The sequence below is a fragment of the Clostridioides sp. ES-W-0018-02 genome, from assembly GCF_020658175.1.
Lineage (GTDB): Bacteria > Bacillota > Clostridia > Peptostreptococcales > Peptostreptococcaceae > Clostridioides.
The window spans coordinates 22275-43941 of sequence record NZ_JACVVY010000016.1 but is presented as its reverse complement, the minus strand read 5'-3'; the positions used below and the strand labels follow the sequence as shown (position 1 = coordinate 43941).

At 29.6% G+C, this 21667-nt stretch carries 21 protein-coding genes; 19 read left to right on the top strand and 2 right to left on the bottom strand.

Translation table 11 applies throughout. The features are described 5' to 3' along the window. From IC219_RS19645 to IC219_RS19630, 4 genes are all read left to right on the top strand, one after another. On the top strand, positions 1 to 808 hold an 808-nt coding region (locus IC219_RS19645; RefSeq protein WP_285894939.1), incomplete at its 5' end, for an exosporium glycoprotein BclB-related protein. Positions 809 to 953: 145 nt separating this feature from the next. Then, a complete protein-coding gene (locus tag IC219_RS19640) occupies positions 954 to 1715 on the top strand; it encodes an epoxyqueuosine reductase (RefSeq protein ID WP_227435699.1) in 762 nt (253 codons plus the stop codon). A 263-nt stretch (positions 1716 to 1978) separates the two neighbouring features. After that, positions 1979 to 2257 carry a CD3324 family protein gene (locus IC219_RS19635; RefSeq protein WP_227435701.1) on the top strand — a complete coding sequence of 93 codons (279 nt, stop codon included), beginning with the start codon at positions 1979 to 1981 and terminating at the stop codon, positions 2255 to 2257. 295 nt (positions 2258 to 2552) lie between these two features. Then, complete coding sequence (locus IC219_RS19630) at positions 2553 to 3116, top strand: DUF1062 domain-containing protein (protein ID WP_227435703.1); 564 nt, start codon at positions 2553 to 2555, stop codon at positions 3114 to 3116. Positions 3117 to 3396: 280 nt separating this feature from the next. On the opposite strand, the gene IC219_RS19625 is transcribed toward IC219_RS19630, so the two are convergent. Next, positions 3397 to 4026, bottom strand: coding sequence for a DUF3786 domain-containing protein (locus IC219_RS19625; RefSeq protein ID WP_227831921.1), 630 nt, complete (start codon positions 4024 to 4026; stop codon positions 3397 to 3399). Positions 4027 to 4344: 318 nt separating this feature from the next. Here IC219_RS19625 and IC219_RS19620 point away from each other — a divergent pair, with 318 nt between their 5' ends. The 8 genes from IC219_RS19620 to IC219_RS19585 all read left to right on the top strand — a co-directional run bounded on the left by IC219_RS19620 (position 4345) and on the right by IC219_RS19585 (position 12222). Continuing rightward, positions 4345 to 5004, top strand: coding sequence for a response regulator transcription factor (locus tag IC219_RS19620; RefSeq protein ID WP_227481835.1), 660 nt, complete (start codon positions 4345 to 4347; stop codon positions 5002 to 5004). Positions 5005 to 5208: 204 nt separating this feature from the next. After that, a complete protein-coding gene (locus IC219_RS19615) occupies positions 5209 to 6267 on the top strand; it encodes a lysylphosphatidylglycerol synthase transmembrane domain-containing protein (RefSeq protein ID WP_227435711.1) in 1059 nt (352 codons plus the stop codon). A gap of 244 nt (positions 6268 to 6511) precedes the next feature. Beyond that, on the top strand, positions 6512 to 8656 hold the full coding sequence (gene fdhF, locus IC219_RS19610; RefSeq protein WP_227481836.1) for a formate dehydrogenase subunit alpha: 2145 nt from the start codon (positions 6512 to 6514) through the stop codon (positions 8654 to 8656). Positions 8657 to 8703: 47 nt separating this feature from the next. Then, positions 8704 to 9537: a formate dehydrogenase accessory sulfurtransferase FdhD gene (fdhD, locus tag IC219_RS19605; RefSeq protein WP_227435717.1), complete on the top strand. Its 834-nt coding sequence runs from the start codon at positions 8704 to 8706 to the stop codon at positions 9535 to 9537. Positions 9538 to 9548: 11 nt separating this feature from the next. Further along, on the top strand, positions 9549 to 9722 hold the full coding sequence (locus IC219_RS19600; protein WP_227435728.1) for a hypothetical protein: 174 nt from the start codon (positions 9549 to 9551) through the stop codon (positions 9720 to 9722). Positions 9723 to 9758: 36 nt separating this feature from the next. After that, positions 9759 to 10310, top strand: coding sequence for a 4Fe-4S dicluster domain-containing protein (locus IC219_RS19595; RefSeq protein ID WP_227435731.1), 552 nt, complete (start codon positions 9759 to 9761; stop codon positions 10308 to 10310). Positions 10311 to 10330: 20 nt separating this feature from the next. Next, entirely contained in the window at positions 10331 to 11707 is a 1377-nt protein-coding gene (locus IC219_RS19590; RefSeq protein ID WP_227824508.1) for a [FeFe] hydrogenase, group A, read from the top strand. Then, on the top strand, positions 11707 to 12222 hold the full coding sequence (locus IC219_RS19585) for a 4Fe-4S dicluster domain-containing protein (RefSeq protein WP_227435736.1): 516 nt from the start codon (positions 11707 to 11709) through the stop codon (positions 12220 to 12222). The genes IC219_RS19590 and IC219_RS19585 overlap by 1 nt, the downstream gene beginning before the upstream one ends. Positions 12223 to 12305: 83 nt before the next feature. On the opposite strand, the gene IC219_RS19580 is transcribed toward IC219_RS19585, so the two are convergent. Continuing rightward, a complete protein-coding gene (locus IC219_RS19580) occupies positions 12306 to 13589 on the bottom strand; it encodes a conjugated bile salt MFS transporter (protein ID WP_227824507.1) in 1284 nt (427 codons plus the stop codon). 193 nt (positions 13590 to 13782) lie between these two features. Here IC219_RS19580 and IC219_RS19575 point away from each other — a divergent pair, with 193 nt between their 5' ends. The 7 genes from IC219_RS19575 to clpP all read left to right on the top strand — a co-directional run bounded on the left by IC219_RS19575 (position 13783) and on the right by clpP (position 21654). Continuing rightward, positions 13783 to 14205 (top strand): DUF3783 domain-containing protein, encoded by a 423-nt coding sequence (locus IC219_RS19575; RefSeq protein WP_227481839.1) that lies wholly within the window; start codon positions 13783 to 13785, stop codon positions 14203 to 14205. A 107-nt stretch (positions 14206 to 14312) separates the two neighbouring features. Next, positions 14313 to 15251: a phosphoglycerate dehydrogenase gene (locus tag IC219_RS19570; RefSeq protein ID WP_227435742.1), complete on the top strand. Its 939-nt coding sequence runs from the start codon at positions 14313 to 14315 to the stop codon at positions 15249 to 15251. Between the two features lie 186 nt (positions 15252 to 15437). Continuing rightward, positions 15438 to 17462, top strand: coding sequence for an NAD-dependent DNA ligase LigA (ligA, locus tag IC219_RS19565; RefSeq protein WP_227824506.1), 2025 nt, complete (start codon positions 15438 to 15440; stop codon positions 17460 to 17462). A 157-nt stretch (positions 17463 to 17619) separates the two neighbouring features. Beyond that, positions 17620 to 18969: a ribonuclease PH gene (gene rph / locus IC219_RS19560; RefSeq protein ID WP_227435745.1), complete on the top strand. Its 1350-nt coding sequence runs from the start codon at positions 17620 to 17622 to the stop codon at positions 18967 to 18969. Then, entirely contained in the window at positions 18969 to 19439 is a 471-nt protein-coding gene (locus IC219_RS19555; protein WP_227435747.1) for a metallophosphoesterase family protein, read from the top strand. The genes rph and IC219_RS19555 overlap by 1 nt, the downstream gene beginning before the upstream one ends. Positions 19440 to 19632: 193 nt before the next feature. Continuing rightward, a complete protein-coding gene (gene tig / locus IC219_RS19550; protein WP_227435749.1) occupies positions 19633 to 20919 on the top strand; it encodes a trigger factor in 1287 nt (428 codons plus the stop codon). A 150-nt stretch (positions 20920 to 21069) separates the two neighbouring features. Continuing rightward, positions 21070 to 21654 (top strand): ATP-dependent Clp endopeptidase proteolytic subunit ClpP, encoded by a 585-nt coding sequence (gene clpP / locus IC219_RS19545; RefSeq protein WP_227435751.1) that lies wholly within the window; start codon positions 21070 to 21072, stop codon positions 21652 to 21654. The last annotated feature ends 13 nt before the right edge of the window (positions 21655 to 21667 follow it).

Genomic DNA, 21667 nt, shown 5'->3' with positions numbered 1-21667 from the left:
CCTCACACGCCGACCGTGGCCCTCCGCCTGCGCTATGTTGAGTGCCCCAACCTGTTCACCACTCCTTCCAGTATCCCACGGGCTAAAAGCATCCACATGCCCATCCCCCACAACAGGAAATACAGGAGCAGATGGAGCAACAGGACCAACAGGGGCAACAGGAAATACAGGAGCAGATGGAGCAACAGGACCAACAGGAGCAACAGGAAATACAGGAGCAGATGGAGCAACAGGAGTAACAGGTCCAACAGGAGCAACAGGTCCAACAGGGGCAACAGGAATACCAGGAGCTAGTGCTATAATACCTTTTGCATCAGGTATACCACTAGCACTTACAACTATAGCTGGTGGATTAGTGGGCACACCAGGATTTGTAGGTTTTGGAAGTTCAGCTCCAGGCCTAAGTATAGTTGGTGGAGTAATAGACCTTACAAATGCAGCAGGAACATTGACTAACTTTGCATTTTCAATGCCAAGAGCTGGAACAATAACATCTATTTCAGCATATTTTAGTACAACAGCAGCGCTTTCACTTATTGGTTCAACAGTCACAATTACAGCTACACTTTATGAATCAACTGCACCAAACAACTCATTTACAGCTGTACCAGGAGCAACAGTTACACTGGCTCCACCACTTACAGGTATATTATCACTTGGTTCAGTTTCTAATGGAATTGTAACAGGATTAAATATATCAGTAACAGCACAAACTCGATTCTTACTAGTATTTACAGCGACAGCGTCAGGACTTTCATTAGTTAATACTGTAGCAGGATATGCAAGTGCAGGAATTTCGATTAACTAAATTATATAATTAAAAAAAGGCTTCTAGTATCTGATTGATATTAGAAGCTTTTTTATATTAATTGATGAGCAGAATATAGCATACTATTATATAATATAAAATAATAGTATTAAATTAGAAAGAGATACTTTTTTGGGGGGATATTATGAAAAATAGAATTGAAAAATTAATGAATAACTTTGTAAAAGATTATTATAATTCAAATGATGTGACTCAAAAGTGGCAAGAGCTTTTATTTGCCTATGCTTCTGCTGAAGATGAAATGTTTTATCAGTTAAAAAATATTGTAGGAACATCTCATGCTATGCCAAAAGATTTTTTAAAAGATGGTAAGACTATAATTACATATTTTATACCCTTTGATAAAAACATAAATAATAGTAATATTGGAGGGCTCGAATGTTCAGAAAGTTGGGCAAGAGCTTATATAGAAACTAATAAATTGATTTCCGATTTAAATAATTTTTTATGTGAAGAGCTAGGCAACATGGGATTTGACTCCTATGCTATTCCTGGGTCATATAATTTTGATAATGATAAATTGATTAGTGATTGGTCACAAAGACATGTAGCATTCATAGCAGGTCTTGGAACTTTTGGTCTAAACAATATGCTTATTACAGAAAAAGGATGTTGTGGAAGGATAGGAAGTATAATCACAAGCTTAAAGTTAGAACCAACTAAAAGACCAGAAAAGGAATACTGCTTGTATAAACATAATAATAGTTGTAAAAAGTGTGTAAGTAAATGTGTGAAAGAAGCTTTAAAAGAAGATGGGTTTGATAGAAATAAGTGTTATGAAATGTGTATGATAAATGAGAAAAAATATTCTTATATAGGTGGATGTGATATCTGTGGAAAATGTATAGTTGGAGTTCCATGTTCAGTAATAAACCCATCAATGTAAAAGTTTTTTTTTAATTAACAATTCTAATTTGATATATAATAAACTACAAATATAAATAAAAAATAAAGAAATTATGTTGATTGACAACTATTTGTGCTATTGATAGACTTATATGTATCGCTGTGATATAAGGAGGGGTGAGACTTTATGCTTGATTTAATCTTTATTTTTGCATAGCAAGGGCTATTGCAACTATAAAATTTAATATACAGATAGCCCTTTGCTATTCCTAATAAAAAATTACTGTTTAATAGGAGAGCAAAATGAGCTATAAAAAAGCAATACATATATTACCAGAAGAATTACTTGAATTGATACAAGAATATGTGGATGGAGAATGTATTTATATTCCCAGAAAATCAAACAATAAAAGAGAATGGGGAAGTAATACATCTACTCGTGAAGATTTAACAATTAGAAATATGCAAATTTATGAAGATTATCAAGTTGGTCATGATTTGCAGTATTTATCAGAAAAATATTATCTGTCTTTGAAGAGTATTCAAAGAATTATATTACAAGAAAAAAGAAAAGATATTTAAATATAAGCCAGTATAGTTATATAACTATACTGGCTTATTTTCTTTTGTTAAAAATGTTTAAGGTATAGTTTTTTTTTAGTGGATGCTATAATTTAATTAATTTCAGAAGCTTATATAATAAGAAAATTCAGCAGTAGTGTCTATATTAAGAGAAAATAATTTATTATATAAGTGTGTAATTGAAATTTAAATTTATTAAAAATTAGGAGGTACTGTTTTGAAAAAAATGCTTGATTATATTCCACCTTTTCACGACTTTCTATTTTAGCAATATTATAGAAAGGAAAATGTATTTATGCAAAAAATTACTTGGGAGATTGAGTATAAATCCCAATTGCCAGTAATTAGGTACTGTAAAAAATGTGGGAAAAAGACTGAATACATCTGTTCAGATTTATTTAGAGTGAATGCCCAACATAAGTATTTAGATATTTGGTTAATATATAAATGCTCAAATTGTGATTCAACATGGAATTCAACCATATATTCTCGTATTAATCCAAAAAACTTAAATCCAGAGATATTAGAACAATTTTATACGAATGATTATAATCTTGTTAAACAATATGCTATGAATGTTGAGTTTTTACATAGAAATGGGGCGAAAGTTGGCATCCCAGAATATAAAATAGTAGGTCAAGATATTTGTATTGATGACTCTACACAAATTCGTATTGCAAGTAAGTATCCATGTCAATTAAAGGTATCCACGTTATTACGTGAGAAGCTTGGCATATCTAGAAAGGTCTTTGAAGACATGTTAGACTGTGGGATGATAAAAAGTATATCTGGAGTTGACCTAAGGAGAAGTAAGTTAAATTATGAGATTGTGTTACAAATTGGAAAGAGTAAACAATAATATTTAAATCGGTTAGACCAGCCAGTTTAACATGTTTTATGTAACATCATTTTAAATAAGTATAGCAGCTTTAAAAAATACAAAGAAGCTATACTTATTTGTGTATAATAACATTATCTTTTTTCTAGATTTTCTAATATCTCATAGTAGTGTGTTGTAGCTAGTGCACTTGGTTTACCTTATCTGATAAATATTGATTTTCTACGTTCATTTCTTAACTCCATTTCATATTAGATTCTGACTAAATTTATCAAGAATTCTACTACAATAGTATCAATGTTTATAATTGATTTACTTTATTCAAAATTGCATCTATAGCTGTGTCAGGAACAACTGCTAAGTCTTCTGCATTAAAATAATAAATTATATTAGAGTCAAATAATATATTTGAATTTGGTGGAAATTCATCATCTCCAAACCAAAGTATAAATATCATAGAAGTATTACCTATGTATGTAAACTTATAAGCTAGGTCACCCATCTTTACTTTTTCAGCTCCAATATTCTCCATGACCAGTTTATATTTATCTATTTTAGATGTAAAGATTTCTGAAAGTCTTGCTAGAGTTCTATTTAGAAAGTTAGGATAATAGACATTGCCTCCAGGAATTTCTTTAAAAGTTATATATTTATTTGTAAGAGGTATACCTTTAGAATTACACAAATACCTAAGCATTAGAATCTTAAGTTCGAAATTTTTACAGAGACTTCCATTGCTATTCCAAACTTCTCCACTCGGATAATCAACTATATACTGTCTACCAAAAAAATCAATAGTAAATTTGCTTGAATCACTATTAAAGTCAATATTACTTAAATTACTAATTGTATGAGGGTCTAATTCTTTGAGTTTTTTTCGTGCATAATCAAATGGAACATTATAATTACTTGTTTTGATATTTTTATCCATAATATTTTCCTCCGATTTAAAGACCTATGTATATATTTATAAAAAGTTTTCTTATTATTGATTTTATTATATATCCAGAATATTACAATATTAAATTAATAAATAAATTTTGCTATTTAAAGGAATCTATGTAAAATAAATATTAAGTGTTTAAAATATAAATTTTTTATGTTTGAAGTGTTAAAATGATTCTGCTATAAAATATTAATTAATTGCTTTAAGTTATAATATAATAGTATGAGATTTTATATAAATTTATAAAGATATAACTAAATATATAAATTAAGGTGTCATTAAAGATGTAATGGAGGTGTTAGTATGTCTAAGATACTAGTAGTAGATGATGAATTAGATATGTTAAAGTTAATTGAAAATATATTAAAAAGAGATGGGCATGAAGTAAAGGTAATTAGTGATGTAGAAAACATTTTTGATATTGATTATAATCCTTTTAATCTAATAATATTAGATGTAATGATGCCCAAAATGGATGGTTTTGAAGTATGTAAAATTATAAGAAATAAGGTTGATTGTCCAATATTGTTTTTGACAGCTAAAAATATGGAAAGTGATGTTATGTATGGTCTTGGTATAGGGGCAGATGATTATATTACAAAGCCTTTTGGTGTAGGTGAGTTAAGAGCCAGAATAAATGCTCATTTGAGAAGAGAAAATAGAGAGAAAAAAAATTCATTAACTATATCAAATGTTCAATTTAATTTTTTGGGAAAAGAAATTTCTGTTGATAATAATAAGATAAATTTTACTAAGAGTGAGTACCTAATATGTGAATTTCTAGCAAAAAATAAGGGACAAGTCTTTTCAAAAGAAAGAATATATGAGCATATATATGGATTTGATGGAGAAAGTGATATAAGTGTTATTACAGAACACATAAAAAATATACGAAGCAAGTTGAAATCTTATGATATTTATACAATAGAGACTGTATGGGGGATAGGATATAAGTGGATATAATAAAGTATTACTCAGTGCAAATACATTATATATCTACAAAATGTTTGTAAAATATTAATCTATATATTAAAATTTAATTTATAGATTAATATTTTTTGTAAATTACAAAATTGTAAGGTATTTTGTTATAAAATATTAATATTAGTAGTGTATACTAATAATATGGTGTTTAATATAAATCTTGAGCAAAGGATGGTTTTTCTAATGGATAAACTAAAAAATATTAGAAAGAGTCTACTACAGTATACATTTTTATTTTTATTAATAGGTATAACAATTTACTTGGTATTTAAAACATTAGATATTAAGATGTTATCAAATGTTATAACTATGGTAGATAAAAAGTTTTTATTTGTAGGGGCTTTGGCAATAATGTCTCACATAATGCTTGAAGGATTAGTAATGAAGATAATTATAGAAAGTACTCACAAAGTCAATATTAGATTTATTGGTTTCAAGCTAGCCATTATGGGATTTTATTATAATCTAATAACTCCATTTGCTTCAGGAAGCCAACCAGTACAAATATATGTACTTAAAAAATGCAAAATGCCACTTAGTAAAGCAAGTGCAGTTGTTACAAATAAGTCTATTATTTTTCAAATAGTAGTTACTGTTTATTGCACAATATTAGTATTAATGAATCTAGCTATGCTAGAAAAACAAATGAAAGTAATCATGCCCTTAGTGTTTCTAGGAATAGCAATTAATTCATTTGTTTTAATTATGATAATTTTAGTTATTTTAAATCCTCAAAAAATAAAATATTTTATGAGAGTTTCAGTAAAATATTTATCAAAATTTAAGTTTTTAAGATTCCTAGAGAGTAAAGTAGACTCTATAGAAAATTTTATAGATGATTATAGTAAAGCAATAAGTTTTTTTGCTAAAAATAAAAAAGTATTGATTTTAACTATTATAGTGACTTTTATTCAATTAAGTGCTTACTTTAGTGTATCATTTTGGATATATAAAGCATTTAATTTACAAGGTTATAGTTATATTTATATATTAACACTACAAGCTTTTTTATATATGGCAATATCTCCAATACCAACACCTGGTAATGTAGGAGCTAATGAATTAGCATTTTTCACTATATTTAAATCAGTATTTCCTCAACCTCTAATGGGTTATGCAGTATTTTTATATGGTGGATTTATGTACTATTTGATTCTGATTGGAAGTGGTATCTTTACTGTAATCACTCACTATAGAATGAAAAATAGAATTGGTAGAAATGCCATTTTAAGTGAAAATTAGATAAATCTAAATAAGCATATAGTAAAAAATATGTCATAAGAACTATAATATTTTAATTAGGCGATTAAAATATAAGGACTGTTATGACATATTTTTTTTGAAATTTAAAAGGAATTGTGAGAAAATTGTTGAATTTAATAGATAATATTGCAAAATATTTGTAAATTTTGCATATTATAAAAGTACTTTATTATCTTTAAGGTAAATTTTACTCATCAGGGGATAAATCTAAGGGGGGAAATGTATGGAGAAGAAAATTTTAACAGTTTGTCCATACTGTGGAGCTGGATGCCAATTATATCTAGTAGTAAAAGATAACAAGATATTAAAAGCAGAGCCAGCTGATGGTAGAACAAATCAAGGAAGTTTATGTTTAAAAGGTCGTTATGGATGGGATTTTCTAAATGACCCTAAAATTTTAACACCTAGACTAAAAAAACCAATGATAAGAAAACAAGGTGTGTTAGAAGAGGTTGAATGGGATGAAGCTATAAGTTATACAGCTTCAAGATTAAACGAAATTAAAGAAAAATATGGTCCTGATTCTATTATGGGAACAGGCTCTGCAAGAGGGCCTGGTAATGAAGCAAATTATATAATGCAAAAATTTATGAGAGCTACAATAGGAACTAATAATGTTGACCATTGTGCTCGTGTCTGACATGCACCATCTGTAGCCGGTCTGGCTTACTCATTAGGTAGTGGTGCAATGTCTAATTCTATACCAGAAATAGAAAACGCAGATGTTTTATTCATATTTGGATATAATGGAGCAGATTCACATCCAATAGTTGCAAATAGAATAATTAAAGCTAAGAAAAATGGAGCTAAGTTAATTGTTACTGACCCTAGATTAACTGAGTCTGCAAGAATTGCTGATATACATCTACCTATAAAGGGTGGAACAAATATGGTTTTAGTAAATGCTTTTGGAAACGTTTTAATAGAAGAAGGTCTTTACAATAAAGACTTTGTTCAAAACCATACACAAGGATTTGATGAGTACAAAGAAATTGTTAAACCATATACAGCTAAATATGCTGAGAAGCTGACAGGAATTCCAGAAGAACTTATAAGAAGAGCTATGAGAGAATATGCAAAAGGTAAGAAAGCAATGATACTTTATGGAATGGGTGTCTGCCAATTTGGTCAAGCTGTTGATGTAGTTAAAGGGCTTGCATCAATTGCTCTACTTACAGGTAATTTTGGTAGAGAAAGCGTTGGAATAGGACCTGTACGTGGACAAAATAATGTTCAAGGAGCTTGTGATATGGGGGCTCTTCCTAATGTATATCCTGGTTATCAAAATGTAACTGATGATAAGATAAGAGAAAAATTTGAAAATGCTTGGGGAGTAAAGTTATCTCCTAATAATGGATATAGTTTAACTCAAGTTCCAAATTTAGTGTTAAAAGAGAAGAAGCTTAAAGCTTATTATATATTTGGGGAAGACCCAGTACAAAGTGACCCAGATGCATCAGAAGTTAGAGAGGCTTTAGATGAGTTAGAGTTTGTTGTTGTTCAAGATATATTTATGAATAAGACAGCACTTCATGCTGATGTTATACTGCCAGCTACTTCTTGGGGCGAACATGATGGAGTATATACATGTGCAGATAGAGGATTCCAATTGATGAGAAAAGCTATAGAGCCACAAGGAGATGTAAAACCAGACTGGCAAATTATAAGTGAAATTTCTACAGCAATGGGATATCCTATGAACTACAAAAATACTAGAGAAATATGGGATGAACTAAGAGCATTATGTCCAAATTTCTTAGGCGCTACTTATGAAAAAATAGAGGCTCAAGGTTCTGTTCAATGGCCTTGTAAGAGTGAAAGTATGGAAGACAAAGGAACTATGTATCTATATGAAGGACAAAAATTCTCTACTCCTAATGGAAGAGGTAATTTATTTGCTGCAGAATGGAGACCTCCTATGGAAGTTGAAGATGATGAGTATCCATTTAGTTTATGTACTGTGAGAGAAGTTGGTCACTATTCAGTAAGAACTATGACTGGTAACTGTAGAACACTTAGTTCATTAGAAGATGAGCCAGGTCGTGTTCAAATAAATTGTAATGATGCAGATAGATTAGGAATTGAAGATGATGAACTAGTTAGAATTAGTTCAAGAAGAGGAAGTGTAATAACAAGAGCAACAGTAACTGACAGAGTTAAAGAAGGAGCAACATATATGACTTATCAGTGGTGGGTTGGAGCTTGTAATGAGCTTACAATAGCAAACTTAGACCCTATATCTAAAACACCAGAATACAAATATTGTGCTGTTAAACTTGAAAAACTTGATGACCAAGAGTTAGCAGAGAAATGTGTAAGAGAAGAATATCAAAGTCTTAAAGATAAAATGACTGCCACAAATGTTTAGTAGTTATTAGATTAAAGATTTATAAAAAGCGGAAGGGCAAATATCTTATGGAGAATATATACTCAAAAACTAAGTCCCAAGAAAATAGTAAAGGTGAAGTTTTTGAAAACAGTTATAGTTTAGTAGATTATGAATACATGAATTCTTTTAAATTAGAAATAAGCAAAATAAATGAACATGATTTATCAAATGAATATGAAGAAATAATTGCAGAATATCCACTTAGCTTTATTTTAAATGATAAATACATAAATACATTTTTATGTACACCATATAATTTAAAAGAGCTTGTAGTTGGTTTTTTGAGAACAAAGGGATATATAGAAAATAAAAAAGACATATTAGATATAGAAATAAATGATAAGGAACGTGTTACAAAAGTAACTATTCAAGAGAGACATAAGGATGAAGAGGAACAAATTATATTTTTAAACTCACTAGACTATATAAGTTGTGCTCCTGTAGAGAGTAATATAAAAATAAATTATGATGCGATTTACAGTATAATGGATAAAAACTTAAATTCGTCAGAATTATTTAAAAATACAGGTGGAGTACATAGTGTATCCATATTTGATAATGATAAAAAAATAGTGACCTGTGAAGATGTAGCAAGGCATAACGCAATGGATAAAGCAATAGGGTTTTGTGTTTTAAATGAAATATCACTAAAAGATAAAACTGTAGTTGTAAGTGGGAGAATATCTTTAGAGATGATACTAAAGGCAGCTATGACTCAAATTCCTATTGTAATATCAAAATCAGCACCAACTAATTTATCAATAGAGCTTTCTAAAAAATTAAATATAACTCTTATTGGATTTGTAAGAGGAAGACGAATGAATATCTATGCAAATTCACAGAGAGTTATCAAAAAGTGAGACTGAAGCGTATGTATGCTAATAAAGAAGAAAAAAAATATTCAAGATGTGAAGTGTGTGGAGTAGTAATTGATGATACTGACAAAGTATATGCCAATAAATATAATTTGTGTAAAAAATGCAAGCGAAATATAAGTATTGAAAAAACACTAAAATATATAAATATATATAATAAAAATAACTAGGGACTTAGAAATATACAAATTGAAAGGTGGGATAATATGAATAATAAAATAGGCTCTTTTGTAATAGCAGACCCAAGTAAATGTACAGGTTGCAGATCTTGTGAAGTAGCTTGTTTTACAATGCATAACCAACATAATAATGTAGGATATACGGTTGGGACAGTTGACATACCAGTTATACCTAGACTCTATTTAGTAAAAGGTGATACTTTCTGTATGCCAATACAATGTAGACATTGCGAAGATGCTCCTTGTCTAAATTCATGTCCACAAAAAGCTATAAACAAAGAGAACAATGTCATGTTTGTTAATGAAGAAAAGTGTATAGGGTGTAAAACTTGTCTCCTAGCATGTCCTTTTGGAGCTATAGATTTACTTCCACAATATAAAGATGGTAAAGAAGTAGAACAAGTAATTTTGGAAGAAAATAAAAAAATAGCGTATAAGTGCGATTTATGTAAAGACAATGAAAAAATAGCTTGTATAAGCGCATGTCCTCAAGATGCATTAAAACTTGTTACTCCAATAGATGACAAAAAAGCTAAGAATAGACAAGCTGCACTTAGTTTATTGTTGACAAATAAATAAAGGATAAAGGGGTGACGTTTATGATAATAAATATAGATAAAGATTTATGTACTGGATGCAGAGAATGTTCAAAGGTATGTCCAGTAAATGCTATTGAGGGGGAAGAAGGAAAACCACAAGAGATAAACTTAGATAGATGTGTTATGTGTGGTCAATGTGTTCAAACTTGTAAATCGTATGCTTCAGTTATAGATGAAGGATTTGAGTTTTTGAAAGATAAAAAACAAGAACGAAAAATACCAGAATCAATAAATGAACCTATATTCGCAGCACATAATGTATGCGATGTAGATAGGGTAAAAAAAGCTTTAAGTGACCCAGATGTATTTACTATGGTTCAATGTGCACCAGCAGTTAGAGTAGCTTTGGGAGAGGATTTTGGATACTATCTAGGATATTTAGGTGCTGGAAAAATGGCAGCAGCGCTTAGAGCATTAAAATTTGATAGAGTTTATGATACTAATTTCGCAGCTGATTTAACTATAATGGAAGAAGGTAGTGAGTTAATTAAGAGGGTTACAGAAGGTGGAACTCTTCCAATGTTTACATCTTGTTGTCCAGCTTGGGTTAAATTTATGGAAAAAAATTATCCTAAGTTAACTAATCACTTATCTTCTTGTAAATCACCTCAACAGATGGGTGGCGCAATATTTAAGACATATGGCGCAGAAATAAATAATGTGGATGCATCTAAAATATTTAGTGTTTCTATAATGCCATGCACATGTAAAAAGTATGAATGTGATAGAGAAGAGATGGATTCTAGTGGATATAGAGATGTAGATGTAGTGTTAACTACTAGAGAACTAGCTTACCTAATAAAAGACATGGGAATTGATTTTAAAAATTTAAGAGAAGAAAAGTTTGACAGCCCTTTAGGTAGTTACAGTGGAGCTGGAACTATATTTGGTGTTACTGGTGGAGTTATGGAAGCAGCTATAAGAACAGGTTATGAGCTTATAACTGGAGAAAGCATACCTAATGTAGAAGTAAAACAAGTACGAGGAGAAAGTGGTTTTAGAAAATCAACTATTAAGGTAGGTGATTTAGACTTAAGAGTTGGTGTAGTAAGTGGACTGCAAAATGTAATACCAGTACTTGAAGATTTAGAAAAAGGAAAGTTGGATATAGATTTTATAGAGGTTATGACTTGTCCTGTTGGATGTGTAAGTGGTGGAGGTCAGCCAAAAATTTTACTAGAAGAATATAAAGAATTAGCCTATGAAAATAGAACAAAAGCAACATATGTGCATGATGAACACTTGGCAATTAGAAAATCTCATGAAAATTCTGACATTAAAAAATTATATGATGAATATCTAGTGGAGCCATTAGGAGAAAAATCTCATCATTTATTACACACTACATACTGTATAGGAAAGGAAGTGGCTAAGTAATGAATTATTTTGTTATAGCAGACCCTGATAAGTGCATAGGATGTAGAACTTGTATGATAGGATGTGTGGTTGCACATTCAGATGAAGATATTTTTTACAAAAGTCCAGACGAGATAAACTTTAATCCAAAACTTTCTGTCATAAAAACAAAGGAAGTTAGTGCTCCAATACAATGTAGACATTGTGAGGATGCTCCTTGTGCAAAGGCCTGTCCAAATGGTGGTATAGTTAGGGTGGGTAATACAATAAAAATAAATGAAGAAAATTGTATAGGATGTAAGACTTGTATGCTGGCATGTCCTATAGGAGCAATAGATATAGTTACACTAAAAGATATAGACAAAGGAAAGCTTTGCTTTAGAGAAAGAATGACAGCAAACAAATGTGATTTTTGCATAGATTCACCAGAAGGACCAGCATGTGTAAATGTATGTCCAACAAAAGCATTTACTATAGTTAAAGATGAGGATATAGATAATACTGTTAAAAATAAAAGAAAGTTAGCTATATTATAATATAATTAATAAAAAGATGGAGTTCTAGTTGTTATTAGAGTCTCCATCTTTTTTGTATAATTTTTATAGGGATTAAGAATTAATTATTGTGCCAATTTATCTAACCTTTTCTTATTTAACTTTGTCATTCCCATAGAAGCTGTGATAAGTAAGGCATAGGCGACTATAACTGATAAAATTATAATAGACCAAGAGAATTTATAGCCAAAATTATCAACGAGTAATCCAAATAATGTTGAACCAAGTGCAAATCCAATTGCAAAAATTAACTGAACAATGCCAAAAATACTGCCAAACTCCTTTTGACCAAAAAAAGCACCAGTTAAATAAGCAGGTCCTATCATATAAGCAAATACAGAAAGACCCTTTAAAATAGCAAATACAAATGCAAGATTAGAAGATTTATCGACAAATAGTAATGATAAAGTAGCTATAAGTACAAATATAAAAGATATAATCAGTGGTTTTATTTGACCAAATTTATCAAACAATAATCCTCCAAATAAATTACCAATAAGAGCAAATAATGCAAAAGTGGAACCTACTGTTCCTATTAAAATTGGATTTATATAATTTCTAAGGTAGGTCGGATATTGTACAGATAATGATGAAACATATATACCTACAAAAGCAAATCCAATTGTCATAATCCAAAAATATTTATTCTTTTTAGCCTCTTTTAACGTATAACCCCATACTGAAGGGGTTATTTTATTAGGTGTTTCATCATTTTTTATTTTAGAGTTTATTTTCTCATTAGTATCTTTAGGCATTTTAAGCATAAATAATGTCACAGGTATACCAACTATTAGTGCTACAATTCCAAATGTTAGATAAGAACGGCTATATCCTTGAGATGCTAATGAACGAACTACAAGTTGTTGTAGAAATATACTACCAATAGAGCCACCAGCAAAAGCAAAGCCCATAGCTTTTCCTTTACTTTTTTCATCAAACCAAGCACTTATTAAAATTGGTATTCCTATCGCAGATATAATTGTAGCTCCAATTTGTACGATGCATGATACTGTATAAAATTGCCATAGTTCAGTACATATAGAAAATGTAGCAAAACCAATGCTAGAAATTATACAGCCTAATAAATATAATATCTTAACATTGACCTTGGAAAATAATTTACCTATAAATGGTGAAGCAATTGCTGAAGCAATAGTACCAAAAGTAAATATTAGAGAAAAAGATGCTAATCTAAAACCTTCTCCTTCTACAACATAACTTATAAACTGAGGCTGTATACTTGCTACAATACTAAATGGTATAGCTTGTATCAACATGCAACCAAGTACTATAATCCAAGCAGATGAAAAGTTTTTAATGCTAAAATTTTTGTTTAGTAGTGTCTTCATGGTATGATATCTCTCCTTTAGATTATAATTTGTAAATATTAATCTAATTATTCTAAATTTATATATTAGTTTTGGATAGATGAATTAGTTGTATGTAATTTGGGGTATTAATATAAAAATTATCTGTAAAAATTGATTATTTTAAATAGATAGGGTAAATTAAAATATATAGATAAATGAAAGGATGGATAAAATGTCATTTGAAAAAATAAATAATAATAATCTAGATAAAATACACAGCAGGAAATGTATTATGTTTGTAAATTTTAATCAAAAAGAATTATCATTAATTAAAAATGTTAGTAATTTTGCTGGAATAAGAGACCATATCATTTTAAGTGATAAAAATGGTGAAAACATAGTAAGAGATATTTTGGATGGGAATATATCAAGTGAATGTGATAATGGAATTAAAAGTAAGTCTGTAATATTTAATAATATTTCCAGCACACAAGTAAATGCATTTTTAGAAGGATTGAAAAAAGTAAGAATAAATAGACCTTTTACAGCAATGGTAACAGAGACATCTATTGATTGGACATTAAATAATTTAATAGAAAATTTAGTTCAAGAACGCAATGCTATGTCTTCAGGAAAAACAATTGAGCATAAGTAAATTAGTTTTTAGAACCATCTTCTAATAAATTTAACTAATATGTGTTAAGTATCATATTATACTGTAAGATATAAAAATCTTAATATAAGTGGATGGAGGAAAGTAAAATGAAAGTATTATTTACAATAAATTATGGAGAAGAAAAATTTAAAAAAATAAATGAATTAGGATATGATGTTATACATTATTCTGAAGATAGTATAGAAAATAATGAAGATGTAAACACTGCAGATGTGCTAGTTACATATAATCCTTTTGACAGACTAGATATTTCCAAAATGGAAAATTTAAAATATATACAAACAACAAGTGTAGGTATAGACCAAATACCAAAAGAAGATGTGTTAAAAAGAGATATCAAAATAGCTAACAATAGAGGCGGGTATAGTATACCTATTGGTGAAAGCATTGTTATGTATATTTTAGAAATTTATAAAAATAGTGCAAAATTTTTTAAACAACAGAAAAATAAAGAATGGAAAATGGATTTTTCTGTATCAGAATTATATGGTCAAAGGGTTGGATTTCTTGGAACAGGAACTATATCATCAGAAGCAGCTAAAAGGTTAAAGGCCTTTGGTGTAGAAATATGGGGAGTCAATACTGATGGAAGTAATAAAAAATACTTCGACAAGTGTTTTTCTACTGAAGATATGGATGTTGTATTTAAGGAATGTGACATAATAGTCGTAGCAATGCCTTCTACAAAGAGTACAGACGGAATAGTAAATAAAGATATGTTTAATCTTATGAAAGAAGGTTCTGTATTTATTAATGTAGGTAGAGGAAACACCATTAATCAGAAAGATTTAGAAGATTGTGTAGAGAAGTTTAGAGGTGTAGCGTTAGATGTATTTGAAAGTGAGCCTTTAAGTAAAGATAATAAACTATGGGAGCTTGAAAATGTTATAGTAACTCCTCATAACTCTTGGGTGTCTGATAAAAATAAAGAGAGAACATTTAATATGGTCTATAATAATTTAAAACATTATATAATAGAAAATAAACCTGTAGATAATGTTGTAGATATATCAAAAGGTTATTAAATATATAAAAATTCTAATGAAAATAAAAAACTCTTATTGGTATTGTTAGAGATACTATAAGAGTTTTTTTTGTAATAAATTTAAAGTCAAAAAAGTGATATACTAAAAAATATATAAATAGGAAATAATTAATTATAGGGAAATTTTAAAATGATTCAATTTAAAAAATATGAAGAGGTGCTAAGAGTGAGCGTTAAAAATGAAATTAATAAACTTATAGAACAAATAAACTATCATAATGAAAGGTATTATAACCAAGATAGCCCAGAGATATCGGACTACGAATATGACAAGCTAATGAAAGAACTAATATCTTTGGAAGAACAAAATCCAGAACTAAAGAGAGTTGATTCTCCAACAAATAGAGTAGGAGGTAAGCCATTAGATAAATTTAATCAAATTGTACATAAAACTCCTATGCTGAGTTTATCAAATGCTTTTTCAGAACAAGATTTGAGAGATTTTGATAAGAGAGTTCAGGATTATGTGGGAGACAATGTTGAATATGTTGTTGAATTTAAAATAGATGGGCTTTCAGTAGGTCTTACCTATGATAATGGAGCGTTTGAAAAAGGAGCAACTAGAGGTGATGGGATTGTGGGAGAAGATATTTCTCAAAATTTAATGACGGTCAAAAGCATACCTCTTAAAATAGATGAAAAAAAAGAGTTAATAGTTAGAGGAGAAGTCTATATATCAAAAGATAACTTTAGAAAAGTGAATGAACAACAAGAAGAACAGGAACAACCACTATTTGCTAATCCAAGAAATCTTGCAGCAGGTTCATTAAGACAATTAGACTCAAAATTAACTGCAAAGAGACCACTAGATATATTTGTATTCAATATGGAAAATATAGAAGATTATGACTTAAAAAGTCACAGCGAATCCTTAGAATATTTAGAAAAGCTAGGCTTTTCAGTAAGTCAAAATTATAAAGTTTGTAAAAATATAGATGAAGTTATCGAACATATTGAACATTGGACAGAAAATAGAGGTAATTTAGAATACGAGATAGATGGAATGGTAATAAAAGTAAATAATATAAAACAAAGGGAAGAGATGGGATATACGGCAAAGAGCCCAAGATGGGCAATTGCATATAAATTTCCAGCAGAAAAGAAAAAAACTAAAATAGTAGATATAATAGTAGAAGTTGGAAGAACTGGTACAATAACACCATCAGCAGTACTTGAACCAGTTAGACTTGCTGGTACTACTGTAAGTAGAGCAACACTTCATAATGAAGACTATATAAAAGAGAAGGACATAAAAATAAATGATACAGTATTGGTTCAAAAAGCAGGAGATATAATACCTCAAGTTTTAGAAGTTATAAAAGAAGCTCGTACTGGGGAGGAAGTAGATTTTAAAATGCCAGAAAAATGCCCTGTTTGTTCAGAACCAACAGTAAGATTAGAAGGAGAAGCTGCTGTAAAGTGTATAAATATGTCTTGTCCAGCTCAAATAAGAAGGGGAATTATACATTTTGTATCAAGAGACGCGATGAATATAGATGGTTTAGGAGAATCTATAATTACATTGTTGCTAAATGAAAAAATAATTCAAGATGTGTCTGATTTATATTATATAAAACAGGAAGATGTAGTTGATTTAGAAAGAATGGGTGAAAAATCTGCTGATAATTTAATAAATTCAATAGAAAAGTCAAAAGAAAATGATTTATGGAGACTTATAAATGGTTTAGGAATTAAATTTATAGGCGTTAAGGCAGCTAAGATACTTGCTTCAAAATTTAAAGATTTAGATGATGTGATTTCTGCAACAATTGAGCAATTAGAAGATTTAGAGGAATTTGGGAGTATAATGGCAAATAGTGTTGTTGAGTTTTTTAAGGAAGATAAAAATATAAATGTCATAGAAAAACTAAAAAGTGTAGGAGTAAATACAAAATCATTAGAAAATACAGGTGAAACAGTAGAAAGAATATTTGAAGGAATGAAAATAGTATTGACTGGTACACTTCCTACATTAAAAAGAAATGATGCAAAAGATATGATAGAAAAAAGAGGTGGAAAAGCTACATCTAGTGTAAGTAAATCGACAACTTTTGTTTTAGCTGGAGAAGAAGCTGGCTCTAAACTTACAAAAGCAAATGATTTAGGAATTAAAGTTATAGATGAAGAGAGATTTTTAGAATTATTAACTTTATTATCGAAAGATGAAGTAAAAGCTATATTAGAGGGCTAAAAAGTCACTTAATTTAGTAGAAAACTACTATAATTAATGATAGAATAGTTCAGTAAGCTATCGAATTATGAAAAATGACATTATATGAGATTAATAAAATTAAAACTTATAAAAATAAATTTATAAAATATATAAGGATTAGGAAAGGATATAAAAAATGACCAGAAGTTATGATAGAACTAATGAACAGATAAGACCTGTAAAGATTACTAGAAATTATACAAAGTACGCAGAAGGTTCTGTTCTTATAGAAATGGGAGAGACAAAGGTTATATGTACTGCATCAGTGGAAGAAAAAGTACCTCCTTTTTTGAGAAATAGTGGTACTGGGTGGATAAATGCTGAATATTCAATGTTACCAAGGGCAACTCAACAGAGAAAAATAAGGGACGCATCTAGAGGAAAAATCGACGGAAGAACTCAAGAGATACAAAGGTTAATAGGAAGAGCGATAAGGTCTGTTATAGACTTAAATAAATTAGGAGAAAGAACTATTTGGGTAGATTGTGATGTGATTCAAGCTGATGGTGGAACTAGAACTGCATCTATAACTGGGGCGTTTGTAGCAGTTGCAGAAGCAATCTATAAATTATATAAAGCAAAAACATTAAAAGAAATGCCAATAACAAATTTTGTATCTGCAATTAGTGTCGGAATAGTAAATGAAACTCATATGCTAGATTTATGTTACGAAGAAGATTCTAAAGCACAAGTAGATATGAATATAATAATGACTGATAAGTGTGAGTTTGTAGAAGTACAGGGGACTGGTGAAGAGAAACCTTTTTCAAGAAAAGATTTAAATTTATTGTTAGAGTTAGGAGAAAAAGGGAATAAAGAACTAATAAGGCATCAAAGGGATGTTTTAGGTGAAATAGCAGATGAGATATTAGGTATGGATTATGGCAATGAAGTTGTTATTGCTACTAATAATGCTCATAAGTTAGAAGAAATAGGTGCAATCTTAAAGGACTTTGAATATACTGTATATTCTCTAAAAGATGTTGATTTAGCAGGTATAGAAATAATAGAGGATGGAAAAACCTTTGAGCATAATGCATTGATAAAAGCTAGAACAATAGCTAGAAAAACTAAACTTATAGCTATAGCAGATGATTCTGGTTTAGAGGTAGATGCATTAGGCAAAAAACCAGGTGTTTATTCAGCTAGATATGCAGGAGAGCATGCTACAGATGAAGAAAATAGAGAAAAGCTATTAAAAGCCATGCAAAATGTGCCAATGAGTAAAAGAAATGCAAGATTTGTCTCTGCAATAGCAGTAGTTTTTCCAGATGGAAAAGAATTTGTAGTAAGAGGAATTTGTGAAGGAATGATAGGCTTTGAAGAAAAGGGCAAAAATGGCTTTGGATATGATAGCTTGTTTATAGTAAAGGGATATAATAAAACTTTTGGTGAAATACCTAGTGTTATAAAAAATTCAATCAGCCACAGAGCAAATGGACTAAAGATTATGAAACAAGAGTTTATGAAAAGGGTAGTGAAGTAATGAGAATAGGCATAATAAGTGATACACATATGATGATTAAAAATATGGAAAAGACAATACCATATTTAGAAGAATGTGACTTAATAATTCATGCAGGAGACAACTTTACAGACTCAAGATATCTTCATAATATGACTAAAGTGGGAATTATTGCAGTTAAAGGAAATTGTGATTTTGATGCTATAGAAGAAGAACTTGTCTTTGAAGTAGCAAATAAGACTATATTTTTATGCCATGGTGATAAGTATGGTGTAAAATATGGAACACAAATGTTAGAAAATAAAGCTACTGAAGTTAATGCTGACATAGTTATATTCGGTCATACTCATACTCCATTTAGAGAAATTAAAAATGGTGTGCTTTACATAAATCCTGGAAGTACTTCACTTCCAAGAGGAGTATCGTATAAGAGTTTTGTAATTATGGAGATAGAAGAAGATGATATAAATATAGAGGAAATACGCATATAAAGGTGTATTTATCTAAAAAAATAGCAAAAAACACTCAAAAAATTAAATTTTATCAAATAAGTACAACGATATTAATGGAACACTTGTAAATAAAAAAACTTATGTGATATAATTAAGTGGTTGAATTATAAATAGAATGAATTATGATACCATTATCGGGTATTACATAAATATCACTAGGAGGATTAGAAGGATGAAAGCAGAACTAATTAAAAAAGAGGGTAATAAAGTTACTTTAAAAATAACAGTAGATAACAATAAATTTGAAGCAGCAGTAAATAAGGCTTATAATAAAAGCAAAAGCAAATATAATATACCTGGATTCAGAAAAGGTAAAGCTCCAAGAATTGTTATAGAAACTCAATATGGAAAAGGTATCTTCTATAATGATGCTATAGAAGTGTTATTCCCAGAAGTTTATCCAGAAGCTATCAAGGAATTAGATATAGATCCAATAGACAATCCAGATTTAGATATAGAAGAAATAAGCAAAGACAATGGATTAGTTATGGTTCTTAATGTTGAAGTTAAACCAGAGTTTGAATTAGGAAACTATAAGGGTATAGAAGTAGCTAAGGTTGAGAATACTGTAAGTGATGAAAATGTTGAAGCTAAATTACAAGAAATGGTTGAAAAAAATGCTAGATTAGTAAGTGTTGAAGACAAAGCTTTAGAAGATGGAGATACAGCTATAATAGACTTTGAAGGTTTTGACAATGGTGTAGCTTTTGATGGTGGTAAAGGTGAAAATTATAACTTAGTTATAGGTTCAAACACATTTATACCAGGATTTGAAGAGCAATTAGTAGGTAAAAAAGCTGGTGAAGAAGTTGAAGTTAATGTTACTTTCCCAGAAGAATACCACTCAGAAGATTTAGCTGGAAAGCCAGTTGTATTTAATGTAAAAGTAAATGATGTAAAAGTAAAAGAATTATCTGTATTAGATGATGAATTTGCTAAAGATACTAGTGAATTTGATACTTTAGATGAATTAAAAGCAGATGTAAGAGCTAAATTAGAAGAAGAAGCTAAAAATAAAGCAGATGCAGAAATTAGAAATTCAGTAGTAGAAAAAGTTGCTGAAAATACAGAAATAGAAATACCAGAAGTTATGGTAGAACATCAAATAGATAATATGTTAAACGAACTTAACTACCAATTACAATATCAAGGATTTGGATTACAACAATTACTAGAGATGACTGGTAGAACTATGGAAGAATTAAGAGAAGAAAGAAAAGAAGATGCTAAAAAATTAGTTAAATCTTCTCTAGTATTGGAAGCAATAACTAAAGCTGAAGGAATTGAAGCAACAGAAGAAGAATTTAAAGCTGAATTAGAAAAAATGGCTTCTGCTTACAATATGGAAGTAGAAAAAATAGAAACTACTTTAAGAGATGCTGATAAGGAAGATATAAAAGGACAAATAAAAATAAGAAAGACAATAGACTTATTAGTTGAAAGTGCGACAATAGCTTAATAAAATAACCGCTATAACTAATACAGTTGACGTTATAGAATGTTTAGTATATAATGTTGTGCAAATATAATTTAGTTAAATGCGTAAAATAATTTACAGTAGCTTAAAAAAGCTACTGTAAATTATATAGAATAAAGGGGGTATGAAACCATGGCATTAGTACCTGTAGTTGTTGAACAAACAGGAAGAGGAGAAAGATCTTATGACATCTTCTCTAGACTATTAAAGGACAGAATAATCTTCTTAGGAGATCAAGTTAATGATGCCACAGCAGGGCTTATAGTAGCACAGCTATTATTCTTAGAAGCTGAAGACCCAGACAAAGATATACATTTATATATAAATTCTCCAGGAGGAAGTATAACTTCTGGAATGGCTATATATGATACTATGCAATACATCAAACCAGATGTAAGTACTATATGTATAGGTATGGCTGCTTCTATGGGAGCATTCTTGTTGGCAGCAGGAGCAAAAGGAAAAAGACTAGCACTACCAAATAGTGAGATAATGATACATCAACCACTAGGTGGAGCTCAAGGTCAAGCAACAGATATAGAAATTCACGCAAAGAGAATTTTAAAAATAAAAGAAACTTTAAATGAAATATTATCTGAAAGAACTGGTCAGCCATTAGAGAAAATCAAAATGGATACTGAACGTGATAACTTCATGAGTGCATCAGAAGCTAAGGAATATGGCTTAATAGATGAAGTATTTACAAAGAGACCGTAGATAGAGAGAGGTG

Bases quoted from the DNA above. Each gene is read 5' to 3' on its own strand.
- fdhD (WP_227435717.1), top strand. From the start codon at position 8,704: ATGGAGAATATATACTCAAAAACTAAGTCCCAAGAAAATAGTAAAGGT.
- clpP (WP_227435751.1), top strand. From the start codon at position 21,070: ATGGCATTAGTACCTGTAGTTGTTGAACAAACAGGAAGAGGAGAAAGA.
- IC219_RS19625 (WP_227831921.1), bottom strand. From the start codon at position 4,026: ATGGATAAAAATATCAAAACAAGTAATTATAATGTTCCATTTGATTAT.
- IC219_RS19580 (WP_227824507.1), bottom strand. From the start codon at position 13,589: ATGAAGACACTACTAAACAAAAATTTTAGCATTAAAAACTTTTCATCT.
- IC219_RS19595 (WP_227435731.1), top strand. From the start codon at position 9,759: ATGAATAATAAAATAGGCTCTTTTGTAATAGCAGACCCAAGTAAATGT.
- IC219_RS19585 (WP_227435736.1), top strand. From the start codon at position 11,707: ATGAATTATTTTGTTATAGCAGACCCTGATAAGTGCATAGGATGTAGA.
- rph (WP_227435745.1), top strand. From the start codon at position 17,620: ATGACCAGAAGTTATGATAGAACTAATGAACAGATAAGACCTGTAAAG.
- IC219_RS19620 (WP_227481835.1), top strand. From the start codon at position 4,345: ATGTCTAAGATACTAGTAGTAGATGATGAATTAGATATGTTAAAGTTA.
- tig (WP_227435749.1), top strand. From the start codon at position 19,633: ATGAAAGCAGAACTAATTAAAAAAGAGGGTAATAAAGTTACTTTAAAA.
- IC219_RS19635 (WP_227435701.1), top strand. From the start codon at position 1,979: ATGAGCTATAAAAAAGCAATACATATATTACCAGAAGAATTACTTGAA.
- IC219_RS19600 (WP_227435728.1), top strand. From the start codon at position 9,549: ATGTATGCTAATAAAGAAGAAAAAAAATATTCAAGATGTGAAGTGTGT.
- IC219_RS19555 (WP_227435747.1), top strand. From the start codon at position 18,969: ATGAGAATAGGCATAATAAGTGATACACATATGATGATTAAAAATATG.
- IC219_RS19570 (WP_227435742.1), top strand. From the start codon at position 14,313: ATGAAAGTATTATTTACAATAAATTATGGAGAAGAAAAATTTAAAAAA.
- IC219_RS19630 (WP_227435703.1), top strand. From the start codon at position 2,553: ATGCAAAAAATTACTTGGGAGATTGAGTATAAATCCCAATTGCCAGTA.
- IC219_RS19615 (WP_227435711.1), top strand. From the start codon at position 5,209: ATGGATAAACTAAAAAATATTAGAAAGAGTCTACTACAGTATACATTT.
- IC219_RS19575 (WP_227481839.1), top strand. From the start codon at position 13,783: ATGTCATTTGAAAAAATAAATAATAATAATCTAGATAAAATACACAGC.
- IC219_RS19590 (WP_227824508.1), top strand. From the start codon at position 10,331: ATGATAATAAATATAGATAAAGATTTATGTACTGGATGCAGAGAATGT.
- IC219_RS19640 (WP_227435699.1), top strand. From the start codon at position 954: ATGAAAAATAGAATTGAAAAATTAATGAATAACTTTGTAAAAGATTAT.